General features: G+C 67.3%; 19 protein-coding genes. 3 read left to right on the plus strand and 16 right to left on the minus strand.

What is annotated here, in order from left to right:
* Positions 1-80 precede the first annotated feature (80 nt).
* Complete coding sequence (locus tag ACFVVI_RS33360) at positions 81-803, plus strand: GNAT family N-acetyltransferase (RefSeq protein WP_387448689.1); 723 nt, start codon at positions 81-83, stop codon at positions 801-803.
* Positions 804-807: 4 nt separating this feature from the next.
* On the opposite strand, the gene ACFVVI_RS33365 is transcribed toward ACFVVI_RS33360, so the two are convergent.
* The 5 genes from ACFVVI_RS33365 to ACFVVI_RS33385 all read right to left on the minus strand — a co-directional run bounded on the left by ACFVVI_RS33365 (position 808) and on the right by ACFVVI_RS33385 (position 5,285).
* Positions 808-1,653 carry an alpha/beta fold hydrolase gene (locus tag ACFVVI_RS33365; RefSeq protein WP_379315787.1) on the minus strand — a complete coding sequence of 282 codons (846 nt, stop codon included), beginning with the start codon at positions 1,651-1,653 and terminating at the stop codon, positions 808-810.
* 69 nt (positions 1,654-1,722) lie between these two features.
* Complete coding sequence (locus ACFVVI_RS33370) at positions 1,723-2,979, minus strand: aspartate kinase (protein ID WP_378630092.1); 1,257 nt, start codon at positions 2,977-2,979, stop codon at positions 1,723-1,725.
* Positions 2,980-3,374: 395 nt separating this feature from the next.
* The gene (locus ACFVVI_RS33375; RefSeq protein WP_387448694.1) at positions 3,375-3,785 is read right to left on the minus strand and encodes a hypothetical protein; all 411 of its coding nucleotides are present in this window, start codon (positions 3,783-3,785) and stop codon (positions 3,375-3,377) included.
* A gap of 159 nt (positions 3,786-3,944) precedes the next feature.
* Positions 3,945-4,220, minus strand: coding sequence for a YggT family protein (locus ACFVVI_RS33380; protein ID WP_378995159.1), 276 nt, complete (start codon positions 4,218-4,220; stop codon positions 3,945-3,947).
* Positions 4,221-4,397: 177 nt separating this feature from the next.
* Complete coding sequence (locus ACFVVI_RS33385; RefSeq protein WP_378995161.1) at positions 4,398-5,285, minus strand: alpha/beta fold hydrolase; 888 nt, start codon at positions 5,283-5,285, stop codon at positions 4,398-4,400.
* 90 nt (positions 5,286-5,375) lie between these two features.
* Here ACFVVI_RS33385 and ACFVVI_RS33390 point away from each other — a divergent pair, with 90 nt between their 5' ends.
* A complete protein-coding gene (locus ACFVVI_RS33390; RefSeq protein ID WP_378995163.1) occupies positions 5,376-5,972 on the plus strand; it encodes a TetR/AcrR family transcriptional regulator in 597 nt (198 codons plus the stop codon).
* 53 nt (positions 5,973-6,025) lie between these two features.
* Here the strand turns inward: ACFVVI_RS33390 and der are convergent, their stop codons facing one another.
* The 11 genes from der to steA form a co-directional block, all read right to left on the minus strand.
* Positions 6,026-7,441: a ribosome biogenesis GTPase Der gene (gene der, locus ACFVVI_RS33395; protein WP_378995165.1), complete on the minus strand. Its 1,416-nt coding sequence runs from the start codon at positions 7,439-7,441 to the stop codon at positions 6,026-6,028.
* Positions 7,438-8,142, minus strand: coding sequence for a (d)CMP kinase (cmk, locus tag ACFVVI_RS33400; protein ID WP_387448717.1), 705 nt, complete (start codon positions 8,140-8,142; stop codon positions 7,438-7,440). Before cmk ends, der begins: the two co-directional genes overlap by 4 nt.
* A 38-nt stretch (positions 8,143-8,180) precedes the next feature.
* Entirely contained in the window at positions 8,181-9,596 is a 1,416-nt protein-coding gene (locus tag ACFVVI_RS33405) for a pseudouridine synthase (protein ID WP_387448699.1), read from the minus strand.
* A gap of 8 nt (positions 9,597-9,604) precedes the next feature.
* Positions 9,605-10,261, minus strand: a complete 657-nt coding sequence (scpB, locus tag ACFVVI_RS33410) for an SMC-Scp complex subunit ScpB (RefSeq protein WP_387448703.1) — start codon at positions 10,259-10,261, stop codon at positions 9,605-9,607.
* Complete coding sequence (locus ACFVVI_RS33415) at positions 10,258-11,121, minus strand: segregation and condensation protein A (protein WP_378995169.1); 864 nt, start codon at positions 11,119-11,121, stop codon at positions 10,258-10,260. The genes scpB and ACFVVI_RS33415 overlap by 4 nt, the downstream gene beginning before the upstream one ends.
* Before the next feature lie 17 nt (positions 11,122-11,138).
* Positions 11,139-11,972 (minus strand): ParA family protein, encoded by an 834-nt coding sequence (locus ACFVVI_RS33420; RefSeq protein WP_101463778.1) that lies wholly within the window; start codon positions 11,970-11,972, stop codon positions 11,139-11,141.
* A 250-nt stretch (positions 11,973-12,222) separates the two neighbouring features.
* Entirely contained in the window at positions 12,223-13,155 is a 933-nt protein-coding gene (gene xerD, locus ACFVVI_RS33425; RefSeq protein WP_378995171.1) for a site-specific tyrosine recombinase XerD, read from the minus strand.
* Positions 13,156-13,193: 38 nt separating this feature from the next.
* On the minus strand, positions 13,194-13,853 hold the full coding sequence (locus ACFVVI_RS33430; RefSeq protein ID WP_387448707.1) for an NUDIX domain-containing protein: 660 nt from the start codon (positions 13,851-13,853) through the stop codon (positions 13,194-13,196).
* Positions 13,854-13,874: 21 nt separating this feature from the next.
* Complete coding sequence (locus ACFVVI_RS33435) at positions 13,875-15,599, minus strand: CTP synthase (RefSeq protein WP_378630070.1); 1,725 nt, start codon at positions 15,597-15,599, stop codon at positions 13,875-13,877.
* 91 nt (positions 15,600-15,690) lie between these two features.
* Positions 15,691-16,632 (minus strand): copper transporter, encoded by a 942-nt coding sequence (locus tag ACFVVI_RS33440; protein ID WP_387448721.1) that lies wholly within the window; start codon positions 16,630-16,632, stop codon positions 15,691-15,693.
* Positions 16,629-17,828 carry a putative cytokinetic ring protein SteA gene (gene steA / locus ACFVVI_RS33445; RefSeq protein ID WP_378995175.1) on the minus strand — a complete coding sequence of 400 codons (1,200 nt, stop codon included), beginning with the start codon at positions 17,826-17,828 and terminating at the stop codon, positions 16,629-16,631. Before steA ends, ACFVVI_RS33440 begins: the two co-directional genes overlap by 4 nt.
* A 115-nt stretch (positions 17,829-17,943) precedes the next feature.
* Between steA and ACFVVI_RS33450 the strand changes: the two genes are divergently transcribed.
* Positions 17,944-18,363: an SRPBCC family protein gene (locus tag ACFVVI_RS33450; RefSeq protein ID WP_379314046.1), complete on the plus strand. Its 420-nt coding sequence runs from the start codon at positions 17,944-17,946 to the stop codon at positions 18,361-18,363.
* The last annotated feature ends 146 nt before the right edge of the window (positions 18,364-18,509 follow it).

Here is an 18,509-nt window from a genome sequence, read left to right on the forward strand (position 1 = left end):
CTTCGCCGAAATCGCGTGCCGCGTGAGATCCACGCCTCGCGCTGTCGGCGACCCTCTCAGACGAAGGGACGCCGGTCACCATGCCCGCACCCGTTATCCTCCACGGCCGCATCGCACGGCTGGAGCCGCTCGCACCTCACCACGTTCCCGGACTGAGCGCCGCGGCCGCGGCGCTCGACGGACCGGCCGGGTTCACCGTCGTCCCGCACGGTGACCAGGAGGCGCGCACCTATGTCTTCCAGGCCGAAGCGGCGCAGCTGGCAGGCACAGCGCTGGCCTTCGCGATCGTCACCGTCACCGACGAGTGTGTGGTCGGGGCGACTCGATTCGCCCGGCTCGACTACTGGCAGGGACCACTGACCTGGCCGTTGTCCGCCGAACCGGTCACCTCGGTGCCCGGCGGGGCGATCCCCGACGCCGTCGAGATCGGCAATACCTGGCTCACCCCCGCGGTGCGGGGCGGTCAGGTGAATCTCGACTCCAAGCTGCTGCTGCTCACCCACGCCTTCGACAGCTGGGGCGTGCGGCGGGTGACCCTGCGCGCCGACGCCCGCAACCTGCGCTCCCGGGCTGCGATCGAACGCCTCGGCGCGGTGAGTGACGGTGTGCGCCGGGCACATTCGCGTGGGCTCGACGGCGCGGTGCGCGACACCGCGTTCTATTCGATCCTGCACGACGAATGGCCGGGGGTGCGCGGACGGATCATCGAACAACTGGCCGCCCGCGCTGCCCTGCGGGGCGCGCCGTTGATCCCGGCGACCGCGGCGGCGTTGCGGCCGTTGGCTTCTTCGCCGATCGGTTGAGGTCTCAGCCCGGCAGCGACTCGATGCGGTCGACGATCAGGTCGGCGAGTTCGTCCGGACGCTCCTCGGGCAGCCAGTGCGAGCCGTCGAGCACCGCAAAGCGATAGTCACCGGTGACGAATCCGCGGGTCAGCTCGGCACCACGGCGGGTCAGCGCCGCGTCGCCGGTGCTCCACACGTGCGTCACCGGCACGGTGACGCGTGCCGTCACCGCGCGCGGTGTGATCAGCGCCAATGCGCGATACCAGTTCAACGCGGTGGTGAGAGCTCCGGTGTCGATGATCTCGGTGTGCACGCGGTCGATCGCGTCGGCGGACATGCCCGATTTGGCCAGGATCTGGTCGAAGACGCCGGGCCGCGCGCGAATCAGGCGCTCCGGGAGCACCGGCAGCTGGAACAGCGCCATGTAGGACGAGCGAAGGAGCTGATCGCTGCTGATCATCGAGCGGGCGAAGGCGCCGGGATGCGGCACCGACACGGTCACCAGCGTGCGGACGAGTTCGGGGCGGGCCGCGGCCACCGACCAGGCGACCATCGCGCCCCAGTCGTGCCCGACCAGATGCACCGGACCTCGGTCGATGTCCTCGATCAACGCGACCACGTCGTCGACGAGTTCGGGCACGCGGTAGGCGAGGCGGCCGGACGGCCGAGCACCGGGTGAGTACCCGCGCTGGTTCGGGGCGATGGTGCGGTAGCCGCGCGCGTTGAGCAACGCGGTGAGTGGCTGCAACGAGGTCGCGGTCTGCGGGAAGCCGTGCAGCGCAACGACGACGGGGCCGTCGGGCGGTCCGGAGTCGACGACGTCGAACTCGAGTCCAGCCCTGGTGAAAGTGGTCAACTGGGTGCTCAACGAACCCTCCGATCCAGTAACTTACTTATCGGTAAATTACTCGGGGCCCGTGCCTGGCGTCAACAGCGCTCACCGTCCTGTTCCCCCGTGCACGACGGCGACTTCCGCACCACCGAGGTCGAAGGCCCGGTGCAGGATACGCACGGCTTCGTCGAGGTCGGTGTCGCGGACGAGCACGGAGATGCGGATCTCCGAGGTGGCGATCAGGTCGAGGTTGATGTTCGCCGCGGCCAGTGCCTCACAGAAGCTCGCGGTGACGCCCGGATTGTTGCGCATGCCCGCGCCGATCAACGAGACCTTGCCGACGCGATCGTCGTAGCGAACATCGGCGAAGCCGATCTCGGCACGGCGGTCGCGCAGCAAGGCGACCGCCCGCGCGCCGTCGGCGGCGGGCAGGGTGAAGGTGATGTCGGTGCGGCCGGTCCCGGTGTTCTGCACGACCATGTCGATGCCGATCTCGGCGTCGGCGACCGCGCGGAACACCTCGGCCGCGTAGCCGGGCTCGTCGGGCAGACCGACAACGGTCACCTTGGCCTCGTTGCGGTCGTGCGCGACGCCGGTGAGCACGGCCTGGTCGGCGGGGATATCGGCCATCGAGCCGAAGACGGTGGTGCCGATCGCGTCGGTGTAGGACGAGCGCACATGCACCGGCACCTGGTAGCGGCGCGCGTATTCGACGCAGCGCAGCATGAGGACCTTCGACCCGCAGGCGGCCATTTCCAGCATCTCCTCGTAGGAGATCTGGTCGAGTTTCTGAGCGTCGGCCACGATGCGCGGGTCGGCGGTGAAGACTCCGTCGACGTCGGTGTAGATCTCGCAGACATCGGCTTTCAACGCCGCGGCCAGCGCGACCGCGGTGGTGTCGGAACCGCCACGGCCCAGCGTGGTGACATCGTCGCTGTCCTGGCTCACACCTTGGAACCCGGCCACGAGCACCACCTCGCCGTCGTCGAGTGCGCGGCGCACCCGGCCCGGGTCGACTTCGATGATCTTGGCGCGGCCGTGGGCGCCGGTGGTGATCACGCCGGCCTGCGAGCCCGTCAACGATCGCGCTTCCGCACCAAGTGCATGAATCGCCATGGCCACCAAGGCATTCGAGATCCTCTCACCGGCGGTGAGCAACATGTCCAACTCGCGCGGTTCCGGCGCGGAGGCGATCCGGCCCGCCAATTCGAGGAGCTCATCGGTGGTATCGCCCATTGCCGAGCAGACCACCACCACATCGTGCCCCTGCTTCTTCGTCTCCACGATCCGCTCGGCGACCCGCCGGATCCGCTCCGCGGTGGCTACCGACGAACCGCCGAATTTCTGCACAACCAGGGCCATCCCGAGTCCTCTCCCCTGCTCCCCCGCACGCGATCCGCGGGTGACCCCTTCGAGTATCCAGGCAATCCGGGCACGGCCGTACCAATTCGGCAACGAAAACGACTGCCGCCGAATGGTTTCGGCGGCAGTCCTCGATCACGTGAGCACCGCAACCGTCATGGCGGCCGCGAAAATGACGCGCTGCTCGTCTCGTTCTAAGACAACTGGATCACCGCGGTGGCGGCGACGATCACGAACGTGGTGTGAGCCGCGGTGCTGTTCGGTACCCGACTGGTCCGCCGCCCGGTGGCAGCGGACCGCTACCACCGGGCATTTCCAGGTTTCTGGCGTATTCGGGTCGCCCTCGGGGTGGCGGACCGTTGGCCATCCTCGGAGCACCGATCCCGGGCTGCGGATCAGATCGTGCGCGGATTCCAAGTCGTGACGGCCCAGATGACCACCACATCGAGCACGATGATCAGGATCGACCACGCCGGATAGTAGGGCAGCCACAGGAAATTCGCGATGATCGACAGTGACGCGATGACGACCGCGACGATCCGCGCCCAGGTCGCGCCGCCCATCAGCCCCAGCGCGCTCAGCGCGAGTACGATCCCGCCGATGATGTGGATCCAGCCCCATGTCGTGGTGTCGAATTCATAGACGTAGTCGATGCCGACGACGAACAGGTCGTCCTTGGCCACCGCGGCGATGCCCTGCAGAACGGACAACACGGCGACGACCAGGAGCAGGATCGCGGCGCCGATGGAAGTGCCTGCGGCGAAACCCTGCTGGACCGGATGCTCGGTTTCCGATAAGTGAGCCATCATGAATCCTTCCGTAGAAGACCGACGACCAACGTTTCCCGATGGCAGCCGCGAGGGCCTCACCCGAAACGGATGAACCGGATCGCCACACGGGCCTGCCCGTCGACGCCGCGCCCGCGAGCTCGCCGGCGCGCTGACCCCTCGGCAGCGCCACCTCGACTACAGGCTGAAGGCGATCGCTCGCAGGATCAGGACGGCGATGAACACGGCGGTGAAGGCCAGGTCCAGGGAGAAGTCACCGATCCGGATCGGCTTGAGCACCTTGCGTACCGGGGCGATCACCGGTTCGGTCGCGGCGTGGGTCACCTCCCTGGCTTTGCGTGCCCACTGGGGACCGTTGCCCAGCGCATCGATCCAGTCCACCACCATCCGGGCGATCAGCAGCACCAGAAAGACTGTCAGCGCGTAGCCGACCAGGGTTCCCACAAGACTCATGACGCACTCCCTCGCGGAGGCCTCAGAGGACCTCTTACCGCTCTCAACGTGCCCGACATTGCCAAGGTGTCCACCACCCGGTTGTTCTCAGTCGATTATCAGGCCCGCGGCCACGTTCTTCGTGGTGATCGCGGGCGCGGCGTGGTGCGTCCGAGCGGTAATGGCGAGCGGCGACGCCTATTCTCCGTGGCGGGCGTCCGTCGGCTCGTAGCGACTGGTGAAGTCGAGAATGCGGGCAGTCACCGGCTTCGGGATCTCGTGGAACAGGCCGTGCCCGGCCCCGCGGAAGATCTCGACTTCACAGGTGGGCACGTTGTCGCGCAGGCGTTGTTCGGCAAGTTGCGAGTCGACCACCAACGACTCCGACCCGAGCAGTACCAGCGTCGGCATGGTGATCGTGGCCAGCCGCTCGTCGGTGAACATCTTCGGGTAGCCGATCGAGGGTGCGTATCCCAGCGCTGCCTTCACCCCGTCGAATTCCGCGTCGGTCAAGGTGACGCCGGGGTTGAGCCGCGCGTTCATCGCACGCAGGTTCTTGTCCGTGGGCCGGGCACCGACCCGGATCATCGTCCACAGCAGGCTCCACTTGATCTTCGTCAGCGTGCCGCCCGGCTCGAGCACGGTCAGGCTCGCCAGGCGGCGCTGCGTAGTGGTGGCGATCGCCATCGCCTGCCAGCCGCCCTGCGAGTAACCGACCAGGTGGACCTGGTCGACGCCGAGCCCGTCGAGAACCTCGCCGAACCAGGTACCGAAGCCGTTTTCGTCGATCGGTGCGGTCTGCACGCTCAGCCCGGGAGCGCCGATCATTTCGGGCATGTAGACGACGCGGTCACGAGCGAAATCCTCGATGACGTGGTTCCAGGACAGGCTGTTGGCGCCGAGTGAGTGCATGAGCACGATCGGGACACCCTCTCCCGCACCAGATTTACGGACACGAGTGGAACCGAAAGAAGTGGAGACCTCGAGCAGGGTCGACGGCACCGTCCACTGCTTTTCCAGTTCTCGATAGGTCCGCAGGTACTCCTCGCGCGCCTTGTCGTTCTTGAATCGCCCGATCTTGGCCATGACCACCCCTGTTTCGCGTTGGTGATATCACCGTACCACATAGATGGTATGGGCGTACCATGAAAATCCGCCAGGACAGTAGGAGGAGCGATGCCACGTTTGGCCGACCACGAAGAACGGCGCAGATCGATCACCGGTGCTGCTCGACGGGTCATCGCCCGGGGCGGACTGGAAGCCGCGACCTTCCAGTCCGTGGCCGCCGAAGCCGGGGTCTCGGTGCGGTCGGTGCAGTACTACTTCGGCACCAAACGGGAGTTCCTGCTCGCCACGCACCGTGCTGTCGTCGAGGATTCCGGCGCCCGGATGGCACAGGGATTCGCGGCTCTCGGGCCGGACGCCGGTCCCCGCGATATCGTGCGCACGATCCTGATCTCGGTCCTGCCCCTCGACGAGGCAAGTCGGCGCGACGCCGTCATTCTCGGCATCTTCCACGCCGCGACACTCACCGGCCCCGACGTCGAATCCGCCGATACCGCGGGCGCCCCGAACTACATCATCGACGCGGTCGCGGGACAACTACGGCAGCTGCGCGGTCCTGACGCCGACGAGAAGACGCTCATCGCCGATGCCGAGGTGATCCTGCTCGCCGTCGGCGGGCTGACGCAAGGAATGCTCACCGACGACCACTATGCCGCGCGCGCGACACACTTGGTCGACCATCTGCTCGACCGCGTACTCGACGCCTGAAAAACGAAGAGCCCCGGCGATATTCGCCGGGGCTCACTCGTCTGACACTCGAACTACTTCTTACGTTCCTTCTTCTCGCGCACACGCACCGAAATGCGCACCGGCGAACCGTCGAATCCGAACTCCTCACGCAGGCGGCGCTCCAGGAAGCGGCGGTAGCCTGCCTCGAGGAACCCGGTGGTGAACAGCACGAACGTCGGCGGGCGGGTGCTCGCCTGGGTGGCGAACATGACGCGGGGCTGACGACCGCCACGCATCGGCGGCGGGGTGGCCGCGATGACTTCCTTGAGCCAGGTGTTGAGGCGGCCGGTGGAGATGCGCTTGTCCCAGGACTCGAGCGCGGTCTCCATCTGCGGTACCAGCTTCGCCACGGCGCGGCCGGTGTGAGCCGAGATGTTGACCCGCTGCGCCCACGGCACGCGCACCAGATCGCGATCGATCTCGCGCTCGAGCATGTAGCGGCGGTCCTCGTCGACCAGGTCCCACTTGTTGAACGCCAGCACCAGCGCACGACCGGACTCGGCGACCAGGCTGATCACGCGCAGGTCCTGTTCGGTGATCGGCACCGAGGCGTCGATCAGCATGATCGCGACCTCGGAGGCTTCCAGCGCCGACTTCGTCCGCAGCGAGGCGTAGAACTCGGTGCCGGTGGCATTGGAGACCTTGCGGCGCAGACCGGCGGTGTCGACGAACTTCCACGTCTTGCCGCCCAGCTCGACCAGCGAGTCGACCGGGTCGACGGTGGTGCCCGCGACATCGTGGACCACCGAACGCTCGTCGCCTGCCAGTTTGTTGAGCAGGCTGGACTTGCCGACGTTCGGCTTGCCGACCAGTGCCACGCGACGCGGTCCCGCGACGGCGGTACCTTCGCGCGGGGTCTCGGGCAGCGCGCCGAGCACGTCGTCGAGCAGGTCACCGGTGCCACGGCCGTGCGCGGCCGAGACCATGCGCGGTTCGCCCAGACCCAGCGACCACAGCGAGGCCGCCTCGATTTCGACCTTCTGATCGTCGACCTTGTTGGCCACCAGGATCACCGGGATCTTGGAGCGGCGCAGCTTGCGCACCGCGGCCTCGTCGGTCGTGGTAGCTCCGACGGTGGCGTCGACGACGAGCAGGATGGCGTCGGCGGTTTCCATCGCCACCTCGGCCTGGCGCGCGACGTGCTGCTGCAGACCCTTGGCGTCGGGTTCCCAACCGCCGGTGTCCTGCACCATGAAGCGGCGCCCGGCCCAGTTGGCCTCGTACGAAATGCGGTCACGGGTGACACCGGGAACGTCTTCGACCACTGCTTCGCGGCGGCCGAGAATGCGGTTGACCAGGGTCGACTTGCCCACATTCGGGCGTCCGACCACGGCCAGCGTGGGCATGGCGACGTGCTGTTCGCCTTCGCCGTCCCCATCGATGTCGAGGACTTCCCATTCGGACTCGTCGGTCCAGGTTCCGTCGCCTACGAGAATCTCTTCGATCATCGCGGACCTCCTGTCGTGGCCGAAAGCTGCTGAGCCACCACGCGATACAGCTCCTCGATGGTCTGTGCCATCGTCAGGTCGCTGGTGTCGACGAGCACCGCGTCGGCGGCGGGGCGCAACGGCGACACTGTGCGGGTGGAGTCGAGGGTGTCGCGGCGCTGCACGTCGGCCAGCACGGCCGCGTAATCGTCGCCGCGGCCCTCGCGGATGTTCTGTGCGTTGCGCCGCTCGGCGCGTGCCTCCGCGGAGGCGGTGAGATAGATCTTGGCGTCGGCGCCGGTGAGTACGACGGTGCCGATATCGCGGCCTTCGACCACGATGCGTCCGGCCATCGCCGTGATCTCGCGTTGCATGGCGACGAGCTGCTCGCGCACCTGCGCCACCGCGGAAACAGCGGAGACGGCCTTGGTGACAGCGTCGCCGCGGATCTCCGCCGAGACGTCCTCACCGTCGAGTTCGATCACCTCGTGGCTGGGGTCGGTACCGATCGAAAGCGGCAGTGCCGCAACGGTTTCCGCGATCGCAGCCGAATCGGTCAGCTCGACACCCGCACGCAGCACGCGCAGGGTCGCGACCCGGTACATGGCACCGGTGTCGAGGTAGCGGGCGCCGAGGCGCGCGGCGAGCCGACGCGACACGCTGGACTTACCGGTGCCGGAAGGACCGTCCATCGCGACGACGAGCGTCGCGTCACCGGTCATCCGGTCGCCGGTGAATTCCAGGGGAAAGTCCACACCGTTCACAGCTGCACCGCCTCGTAGAGTTTGCCGATCTCGTCGCGGCCGAGCACCCGCAGCGTGCCGGGACGCTGGTCGCCCAGTGCCACCGGGCCGAGGTGGGTGCGCACCAGCCGGATCACCGGGTGGCCGACCTCGTCGAGCAGCCTACGCACGATGTGCTTGCGGCCCTCGTGCAGCACGAGCTTCACCAGCGACCGGCCCTGGTATGCCTCGAGCACCATGAACTTGTCGACCTTGGCGGGTCCGTCCTCGAGCTCGACGCCTTCGCGCAAGCGCTTGCCGACCAGGCGGTAGTTCACCTCGCCGTCGACGGTGGCCAAGTAGGTCTTGGGAACTTCGAACGAGGGGTGCATCAGTCGATGCGCCATCTCGCCGTCATTGGTGACCAGCAGCAGGCCCTCGGTGTCGGCATCGAGACGGCCGACGTGGAACAAGCGCTGACCAGCGGCGATCCGCTCGGCGATGATATCGCCGACGCAGGGGCGCCCCAGGTCGTCGGACATGGTGGACTGCCAGCCCCTCGGCTTGTTCAGCACCAGGTGCACCAGCTCGTCGCGGACCACGACACGGGTGCCGTCGACGCGCACGACCGCGTTCTCGGCGTCGATGCGCAGACCCTGCTCACGCACGATCTTGCCGTCGACCTCGACGCGACCGGCCGCGATCATCTCCTCGGCGGCGCGACGCGAGGCCACACCCGCCTTGGCGAGAACCTTCTGCAACCGTTCGCCTTCGCCCCAGGGAAGCTTCTTGGGCCCCTCGGTGACGTCGGCGTGCTGGTGCCGCGCGGGCTTGGCGTTGTTCAGGATCGTCGGAGCGACGACCTTCTTCTGCGGCTTCGTGGACTTCTTGCGAGCCGCGAAGGCTTGAGTGCCTGCCGAAGCGCCGCTGCGCTGACCAGCTGTGCCTCCACGCTGTCCGCGGTCGGCGTCACCACGCGGGTAGCCGCCACCGCTGGAGGCACCGGTGCTGCGACGGTCATCACGCTGACCTGCGCCTGCGGGGCCACCTCGACGGTCGTCACGCTGGTACCCACCGGCGGACGCGCCGCGACCGGCCGGGGCGCCGCGTCGATCGTCGCGCTGATATCCACCGGTCGAACTGCCGCGACGGTCACCACCGGTGGACGCGCCGCGACGGTCATCACGCTGGTACCCACCGCCGGTGGATCCACGACGACCGCCGGACTCGGCGTCACGCTGGAAACTGCCTGCGGACCGGGCTGCTGTCTGATTGCCGCGCTGGAAGCCACCCGCGCCGGTGCCGCGCCGGCCCGGAGCCGCTGCGCGGGAGCCACCCTGCCCGGTGCGCGCACTGTCGCCGCGGTTGCCCGCGGTTCGATTCGCGCCACTGCGGGGCTGGTCGCTGCGATTTCTTCGATCCGGTGTGCCATCTCGGCGAGCGGAATTATTCATCTGTCCTGTCAATCGTCGGTGCCGAGGTCCATGTCGGACTCGGCGGGTTTTTTCAGCCTGGTGAACCGGGGATCGGTTTCCAGGCTCTCGCTGATCTCGTCGATCAGATCGACGCCGGGAAGCAGCGGCGCCAGCAGTGGCAGGTCGCCGAGAGAGGCGAGCCCGATCCGTTCGAGGAACAACTCGGTGGTGCGGTACAGCGTGCCGTTGGTTTCGGGGTCCTGACCCGCTTCCGCGATCAAGCCTCTGGCCAACAGCGTGCGCATCACTCCGTCGACGTTCACCCCTCGGACCGCGCTGACCCGCATGCGGGTCACCGGCTGGCGATAGGCCACTACCGCCAAGGTTTCCAAGGCGGCCCGGGTCAGTTTCGTCCGGGCCCCGTCGAGCAGTACCCGCTCGACATAGGGCGCGTACTCCTGTCGAGTATAGAAGCGCCATCCGTCACCGACGAAACGCAGGTCGATGCCGCTGCCGCGCGCGCTCAGTTCCGCCGACATCGCGCGCAGGACGGTTTCGATCCGCTCGCTGGTGTCGTCCAAGGCCGCTGCCAGCTGTTCTGTGGGTGCCGGGGCGTCGACAACGAGCAGCATCGCCTCCAGTGCCGACCGCAATTCGAGGTCGTCGAGTGGCTCGGAGGTGAATTCCGCCACTGCCTCTGTCATCCGTAATCCTCCTCGAAGGTCAACGCCGCTGCTTCCGCGTCAGGGTCGAGCTCGCCGAGCCAGCTGACAGCCAACGGCCCGAGCGGATCGGGTTGGTCGAAGGCGATGGTCTTACCGCGGTACAGCTCCAGCAACGCCAGAAACCGCGCCACGATTTCCACCGGGACTGTGCAGTCGACCACCAATTCGGCGAAGGTGGTCCAGCCGCCCGGCCCGCGTTCCTTCAACAGGGCCAGCACCAGCTCGGCCTGCTCGGCGACCGAGATGGTGTGCATGTGCAGATGCCCGAGCCCGACCTCGGCGACCGGACGTGGCCGGAAGGCCGCCGCCGCGATCTCGGCGAACGCGGCGATATCCACCCCGAGGGTGACCTCGGGCAGCAGTCCTTCGAACTGTTCCTCGAGCGCCACCGAGCGCGGATACCGGCGCAGGGCCGCGGCTTCCAGCTCGGCGAGCAGTTCGGCCACCTGCTTGAACGCACGATATTGCAGCAATCGCGCGAACAGCAGGTCGCGCGCGTCGAGGAGTTCGAGATCGTCGGCGTCGGTCATCTCACCCGAGGGCAGCAGCCGGGCGGCCTTGAGGTCGAGCAAAGTGGCGGCGACGACGAGGAATTCGGTGGTCTGATCGAGAATCTTGTCCGCGCGCAGCTTGGTGTTCTCGGCCAGCTCGGCGGTCAGGGCCTTGGTGTAGGCGATGAATTCGTCGGTGACCTGGTGCAGCGCGACTTCGGTGACATCGAGTTTGCGCGAGCTGATCAACGTCAGCAGCAGATCGAACGGCCCCTCGAAATTGGTGAGCCGCAGATGAAAACCGGATTTGTCCGCGGCCGGCACCGCGTCTTCGGGTACTGCTTGCACCGCAGGTGTAGCTCCGATCACCGGCCAGACCGGTGGATGACTTCACGGGCCATCGCTCGATACGACTCGGCGCCGCCCGATTTCGGCGACCAGGTGGTGATCGGCTCCCCGGCGACGCTGGCGTCGGGGAAGCGCACGGTGCGTGAGATGGCGGTGTCGTAGACCAGGTCACCGAACACCTCGACCACCCGCGACATCACCTGACGCGAATGCAGCAGGCGCGCATCGAACATGGTGACCACGATGCCGTAGAGGCTCAGTCGCGGATTCAGACGGTCGCGCACCTTCTCGACGGTGTCGTTGAGCAATGCGAGCCCGCGCAGCGAGAAGTACTCGCATTCCATCGGAATGATCACGCCGTCGGAGCAGGCCAGCGCGTTGACCGTGAGCAGACCGAGCGAGGGCTGGCAGTCGATGAGGATGTAGTCGTAGCGATCGCGCACGCTGTGCAGGGCGCGGCCGAGCGACTGTTCGCGGCCGACCTCGTTCACCAACTGGATCTCGGCGGCGGAGAGGTCGATGTTGCTGGGTAACAGGTCCATGCCGTCGACCTTGGTGGTCTGCAGCACGTCGTCGACCTTGGCCTTGCCGCCGATCAGCAGGTCGTGCACGGTGAGTTCGAGGTCGTGGTGTGCCACCCCGAGCCCGGCCGAGAGCGCACCCTGGGGGTCGAGATCTACGAGCAGCACCCGGCGACCGTACTCGGCCAGTGCCGCACCGAGATTGATGGTCGAGGTGGTCTTTCCGACCCCGCCCTTCTGGTTGCACATGGCGACGACGAGTGCGTCGCCGTGTCGCTGGACCTGGGGTGGATCGGGCACCAGTCGCAGCGGGCGCCCTGTCGGGCCCATCTCGACGGCCTCGGCGACCTCTTCCGGTCCACCGTCCCACGGTGTTTCCGCTGTCGTCACGATCCGCTGCTCCTTATACGTTTTCCTTGCCGGTAACCCCTGTCGAGGGTAGCGAGGCCGATCCGGGACCGGCTCGCTTTCGTACGGTCCAACTCTGGGTAGACGCTACCGCTCGGACCGGTGAGGTACAGCATGGCAACGCCGGGCGTGTTCGCACGATACCTGCTCAGCGGGTATCGGAGGTGCCGGTTCACGTCGCACGGGGATGGGCAGTGGCCCACACTTCACGCAGGGTGCTCACCGTCACGAGCGTGTAGATCTGGGTCGTGGTCACCGAGGCGTGGCCGAGCAGTTCCTGCACCACCCGCACATCGGCGCCGCCGTCGAGCAGATGGGTCGCGAAGGAGTGACGCAGGGTGTGCGGCGAGACCGTCGCCCCGATTCCGGCGCGTTCGGCGGCGGTCTGCAAGACCTGCCACGCGCTCTGCCGCGACAGTCTGCCGCCGCGGGCGTTGAGGAAAAGAGCTCCGCCGGAACCCTTTCCGCTCGCGGCGAGAGCGGGTCGACCGCGCACCAGGTACGCGTCGACAGCCGCGAGCGCCGGGCGGCCGATCGGGACGAGGCGCTGCTTTCCGCCCTTGCCGTGCAGCACCACACAGCGTTGCTCGGCGTCGATGTCGTCGACGTCGAGTCCCACCATCTCCGAAATCCGCGCGCCCGTGGAGTAGAGCAGCTCCAGCAGCGCCCGGTCACGCAGTCCGCGCGGGCCACCGTCGGAACCGTCCGGTTCGCCACCCGCCGATTCGAGAAGTCGCAGAACCTGGTCGTAGGGCAGTGCTTTGGGCAGCCGGCGACCCGGCGCGGGTGGTTTCACCGCATGCGCCACATCGGTATCGGTGAGTCCCTCGGCGGCGGCGAACCGGTGCAGTCCGCGGACCGCGATCAACGCCCTCGCCACCGAACCCGCTGCCAGCGCGGGATAGTCCGCTCCGCCGGCGCGCAACGCCATGGTGAATTCGGCGACATCGCCCTGGGCCACCGCGCCCAACGATTCGACACCGCGCCCGGTCAAGAAAGCCCGATAGCGGGCGAGGTCACGACGGTAGGCACCGAGGGTGTTGCGCGCGGCTCCTCGCTCGACCGCGAGATGGTCGAGATAGGCGGCTATCTCCCGCTCGAGCACGCCCTCGCCTGTCTAGTCCCCGCCGACCGCTGCGGTGTTCACGCGTGATTGCCGTGCGTCGATGCCGCCTCGGCGGCCTTGCGCCGCAGGAACGTGATCGGCTGACCGGGCCACGGTGCGTCGGGTGCGCGCAACGGAACCCCGCTCGCCTCGGCCGCGGCGTAGGCGAGCACTCCCGCGACCGCGGTCGCGTTGACGATCTCCCCCGCCAGCGCGGCCCGCACCGCCTCGGCGAGTGGCATCCGCACCAGCTCGAGATCAGCTTCCTCGTGCTCGGGATCGGGCCGGTCGGTGGCGCTGAGACCGGTCGCGAAGAACACCCGCAGCGCCTCGTCGGTGAAGCCCGGCGACAACGCCACATCCACCAGCACCGACCACTGCGCGGCGGCGAGGCCCGTCTCCTCGGCCAGCTCACGCTTGGCCGCGGTGAGCGGGTCCTCACCGTCGATATCGAGCAGCCCGGCGGGCAGTTCCAGCAGCCTGGTGCCGATCGGATGCCGGTACTGACGGATCAGCACCACGTTGCCGTCGTCGTCGAGCGCGAGCACCGCGACAGCACCGTGATGCTCGATCACCTCACGCTCGGCGACCCGCCCGTCCGGCATCCTGACCTGATCCTGGCGCAGAGCCAGGATCGCGCCGCTGTAGAGCACCCGGCTCGACACCGTCTCGAAGTCGTGACTACCGGGCTCGCTCATGCGTTCCTATCGCCGATCTTCCTAGGCTTCCGCGGTGGCCTGCTCCGCGAGCTCTTCCTCCGGGAAGTCTACGGGAAGCCGTTCGGCCAGTTTGTATTTCAACGCGGCGTTGATCAGCGCCGCGAACAGCGGATGCGGCCGGGTCGGACGGCTCTTGAGCTCCGGATGCGCCTGGGTGGCGACGAAGAACGGATGCACCGAAGCCGGGTACTCGACGAACTCCACCAGGTGCCCGTCGGGCGAGGTGCCGGAGAAGACCAGCCCGCTCTTGGCGATGGCATCGCGGTAGGAGTTGTTCACCTCGAACCGGTGCCGGTGCCGCTCGGACACGTTCTCGGTGCCGTACGCCTGCGCGACGACCGAGCCCTTCTTCAACGTGGCGGGGTAGGCGCCCAGTCGCATGGTGCCGCCCAGATCGGCTTCGCCGGCGACAACGTCTTCCTGGTCGGCCATGGTCGAGATGACCGGGTTCTTGGTGTCGGGCTCGAATTCGGCCGAGTTCGCGTCGGCGATACCGACCGACCGCGCCGCCTCGATGACCACGCACTGCAAACCGAGGCACAGGCCGAGCAGCGGGATACCGCGACGGCGGGCGTAGCCGATCGCGCCGAGTTTGCCCTCGATACCGCGGATGCCGAACCCACCGGGGATCAGCACCGCGTCGACGTCACGCAGCGCCGCCTGCGCGCCGACCTCGGTCTCGCACTCGTCGGACGGCACCCAGCGGATGTTCACCTTGGCGCGATGGGCGAAACCACCCGCACGCAACGCCTCGGTCACCGACAGGTAGGCATCGGGCAGATCGACGTACTTGCCGACCAGCGCCACCTCGACAGTCTCCCGCGGCGAATGCACGCGATCGAGCAGATCGCCCCACACCGCCCAGTCCACATCGCGGAACGGCAGCCCCAGCTTGCGCACCACATAGGCATCGAGGCCCTCGCTGTGCAGCACCTTGGGGATGTCGTAGATCGACGGCGCGTCCGGCGTGGAGATGCACGCCTCCACATCGACGTCGCACATCAGCGCGATCTTGTTCTTGAGACCCTGCGGGACCTCGCGGTCGCAACGCAGGATCAGCGCGTCGGGCTGGATACCGATATTGCGCAGCGCGGCCACCGAGTGCTGCGTCGGCTTGGTCTTGAGCTCACCCGAGGGCGCCAGATACGGCACCAGCGACACATGCAGGAAGAACACATTGTCGCGACCCACATCGTGACGGATCTGGCGGGCCGCCTCCAGGAACGGCTGCGACTCGATGTCACCGACGGTGCCACCGATCTCGGTGATCACCACGTCCGGCACATGCCCCTCGAGATCGGGACCCTGCATCGCCAGGATGCGGCTCTTGATCTCGTCGGTGATATGCGGAATGACCTGCACCGTATCGCCCAGATACTCACCGCGGCGTTCCTTGGCGATCACCGTCGAATAGATCTGGCCGGTGGTCACGTTCGCGTCCATCGTGAGATCGCGATCGAGGAAACGCTCGTAGTGCCCCACGTCCAGGTCGGTCTCGGCGCCGTCTTCGGTGACGAACACCTCGCCGTGCTGGAACGGGTTCATGGTGCCCGGATCGACATTGAGATACGGGTCGAGCTTCTGCATCGTCACCCGCATGCCGCGCGCGGTCAGGAGCTGACCGAGGCTGGAGGCGGTGAGACCCTTACCCAATGAGGAGGCGACGCCACCGCTCACGAAGATGTGCTTGGTGGCACTTTTAGCCTGATTCCGTTGATGACCCACGGACCACCACTGTACCGCTAGTCCGCCTCTCCGCGTATTTTGCCGGTCGTTAGCGGGCGGCGTGTTGGGTTCGCGGTGGTGAGGTTCTCACTCAGCGGGGCATGGCTACCAGTGTCAGCGATGTCGCTGTCGGGCCTGTTCCGTAGCGGCCCGCGCCGCCGGTCAGTTGTTCTGTCAGGGCGAGTGTTGTTGTCACCCGGCCGATTTCGCGGTCGATGTTGTCGACGGTGGTAACCGTGGTCGCGAGGGGGGCCTGGGCTCGGACGGTGGCTATCGGGGCGTTGCCCTCGGCGGCTCCTTGGCGACCTGCGAGGACAGTGCCCGCGGCTCTTGCTCGGAGGGCTGCGGTGAAGCGGGCGATAGTCGCGCCCTGGCCGGTGTCGGGTTCGACACCGTTGCCGGTGATGACCACGGCCAGTTGCGCGGGTCTCGTCGGCGGGTCGGTGTAGGTGAGGAAGTCGCCGCCCCGGAGGGTTTCGAGGATCAGAGACAGTTCCTCGGGGGTGCTGCGGGGGTGGTTGGACACGGGGTCTTGAAGCAGGGCAAGGCCGAGGAGGTCGCCCGCGAGGCTGCCCTGGTCTACGGCGCCGGTGTTCAGTTGGGCCCCCGCGGGGACGATATTGGTCAGGGTGGAGCGCATGCGGTCGCCCTCCCCCGCGTCGACGAAGGACTCCGTCAAGGCGATGCGGCCGGTCACTGTGGCGCCCGCGGTGCGCAGGGAGTTGCTCACGCCGTCGATGTCGGCGGGATCGGCGTCGGGGGTGGTGAGGACGACGACGGTGCGATCGGCCAGGGTGCCGTCCAGGATGCGCCCCGCCGAGCCCGTGATGAACTGGTCGGCGGACTCGAGGCGGGCGGTGAGCTGGGCGTTCTGCGCGGTCAGTTCGTCTACCTGGGTGTTCAGGTCGGTTTTGTCCGACCGGAGGCCCGAGATCATGGTGCCCGCGAGGGTGTGTGAACCGAGCACCACACCGACCGCGAGCGCGAGGAAGATCGCCGCGATCGAGATGGCGTGTTGACGCAGCGAGATCACAGCAGACCACGCACCCACAGGACGAAGCTGTTCCAGTACTCGATCGCCCAGTCCAGCACCTCGGAACCGTTGTGCGAAGCCAAGATCACCACCACGATCGCCACCAGGGCGGCCAGCACCACCAGCGCCACCGCGGCGCCCGCGGAACGATGCCGGTACAGGGTGGACACCGCGTTCGCGTCGACCAGCTTCGCGCCGACCTTCAATCGGGTCAGGAAGGTAGCCGGATTGCTGTCACGCCGGCCACGGTCGAAGAAGTCCTCGAGCGAAGCGGGCGCGCCCGCCAGCACGATCAGCGACGCGCCGTGATGGTCGGCCAGCATCAACGCGAGATCGGTCGGCGAACCCGACGACGGGAACGTCGTGGCGCCGATCCCCAGGTCCTGGATGCGCTCGAGGCCCTTGGCATGGCCGTCGGTATCGGCGGGCAAAATCATCTCGGCGCCGGATTTCAACGTCTCCGTGCTGATTTCGTCGGGGTCACCGACGATCAGGTCGGGCGTGTACTTGAGCTTGCGCAAGGTATCGGCGCCACTGCCCACACCGATCAGAATCGGCGCGTACTCCTTGATGAACGGCTTGAGCCGCTGTAATTCCGCGAGATGGCCCGAACCGTCGGCGATGACGACCACGTGCCGGTTACGCATGTCCAGCTCGATATCGGGCACGCCCACACCATCGATCAGCAGCGCGCTCTCGGTACGCACGAATTCGGTGGTGTTGCCCGCGAACGCGTCGAGGTGATCGGCGAGTCCGTTGCGCGCCTCGATCATCCGGTCTGCGATGGCCGTCTCGTCGAACTCGATGCCCTCGACCAGGACCTCGGGTTCCTTCTTGGTGAGCCTGTCGGCGTAGACGATGCCGCCGTCGATGCGGACCTTCGACCCGTCCTTGATCCTGCCGAACGCGTCGGAGGACACCGTGTCCATCAGCACGATCCCGTTGGCCACCAACACCTCTGGCCCCAGGTTGGGATACCGCCCGGAAATCGAGGGCGAGGTGTTGATCACCGCGAGCACCCCCGCCTCGACCAGCCGATCGGCGGTGTGGCGGTCCAGGTCGGTCGCGTCGAGGACGACCACGTCCCCGGGACCGACCCGCCGCAGCAGTCGTCCGGTATCGCGATCCACCCGGGCGATCCCGGCGACACCGGGCAGCGTTTCCGTGTTCCGTGACAACAGCGCCGGCATCTTCATGAGGCCGATGATGAAGCCAAACCCTCAACCTTTGGTGGAGGCGCGCCGGTCGGAGCACGGGTGCCGACTACCCGTATGCTCCGGGTCACAGACATTTCGGACAGGAGACACATCCATGCCACGTAGCACCGTCGAAACGGTCTTCGACGCACCTCGCGACATCGTCTACCGCCTCTTCACCGAGCGTGAGGCCGTCAGCCCGTACCTGCCGATCCAGGTCAAGCTCATCAAAGCGGGCGATCCGGCCACCGGCGTCGGCGCCCAGCACCTGCTGGGTTTCGGCAAGGTCGGCGTCACCGAGGAGATCACCGCCCTCACCCCCGGTGAGCGGATGGAATACAAGATCGTCAAGGGCGCCCCGGTCAAGCGCCACGTCGGCACCATCACCTTCGCCGATACGAGTGAGGGCGGTACTCGGGTGGTCTACACGATGGAGTCGGAGCCGTCGCTGCCGGTGCCTGCGCCGGCGCTGGAGTTCGGATTGCGTCAGCTGACCAATCAGCTGATCGGCGGGGTGCGTAAAGCACTGCGCTGAGGTTGGTGGGGCTCGGGACTCGGTGATCGGTAGTCCTGGAGGCACTGGCTGTATTTTTGGCGCGCTGGCGCGCGCGTGTCCGCGGCCCTGATTGGCCCGCCGGTCAGGCACCGGGGCTTGCTCCTTCGTCGCCTACGCCCCGGCGC

The organism is Nocardia sp. NPDC058114 (assembly GCF_042884695.1).
Lineage (GTDB): Bacteria > Actinomycetota > Actinomycetes > Mycobacteriales > Mycobacteriaceae > Nocardia.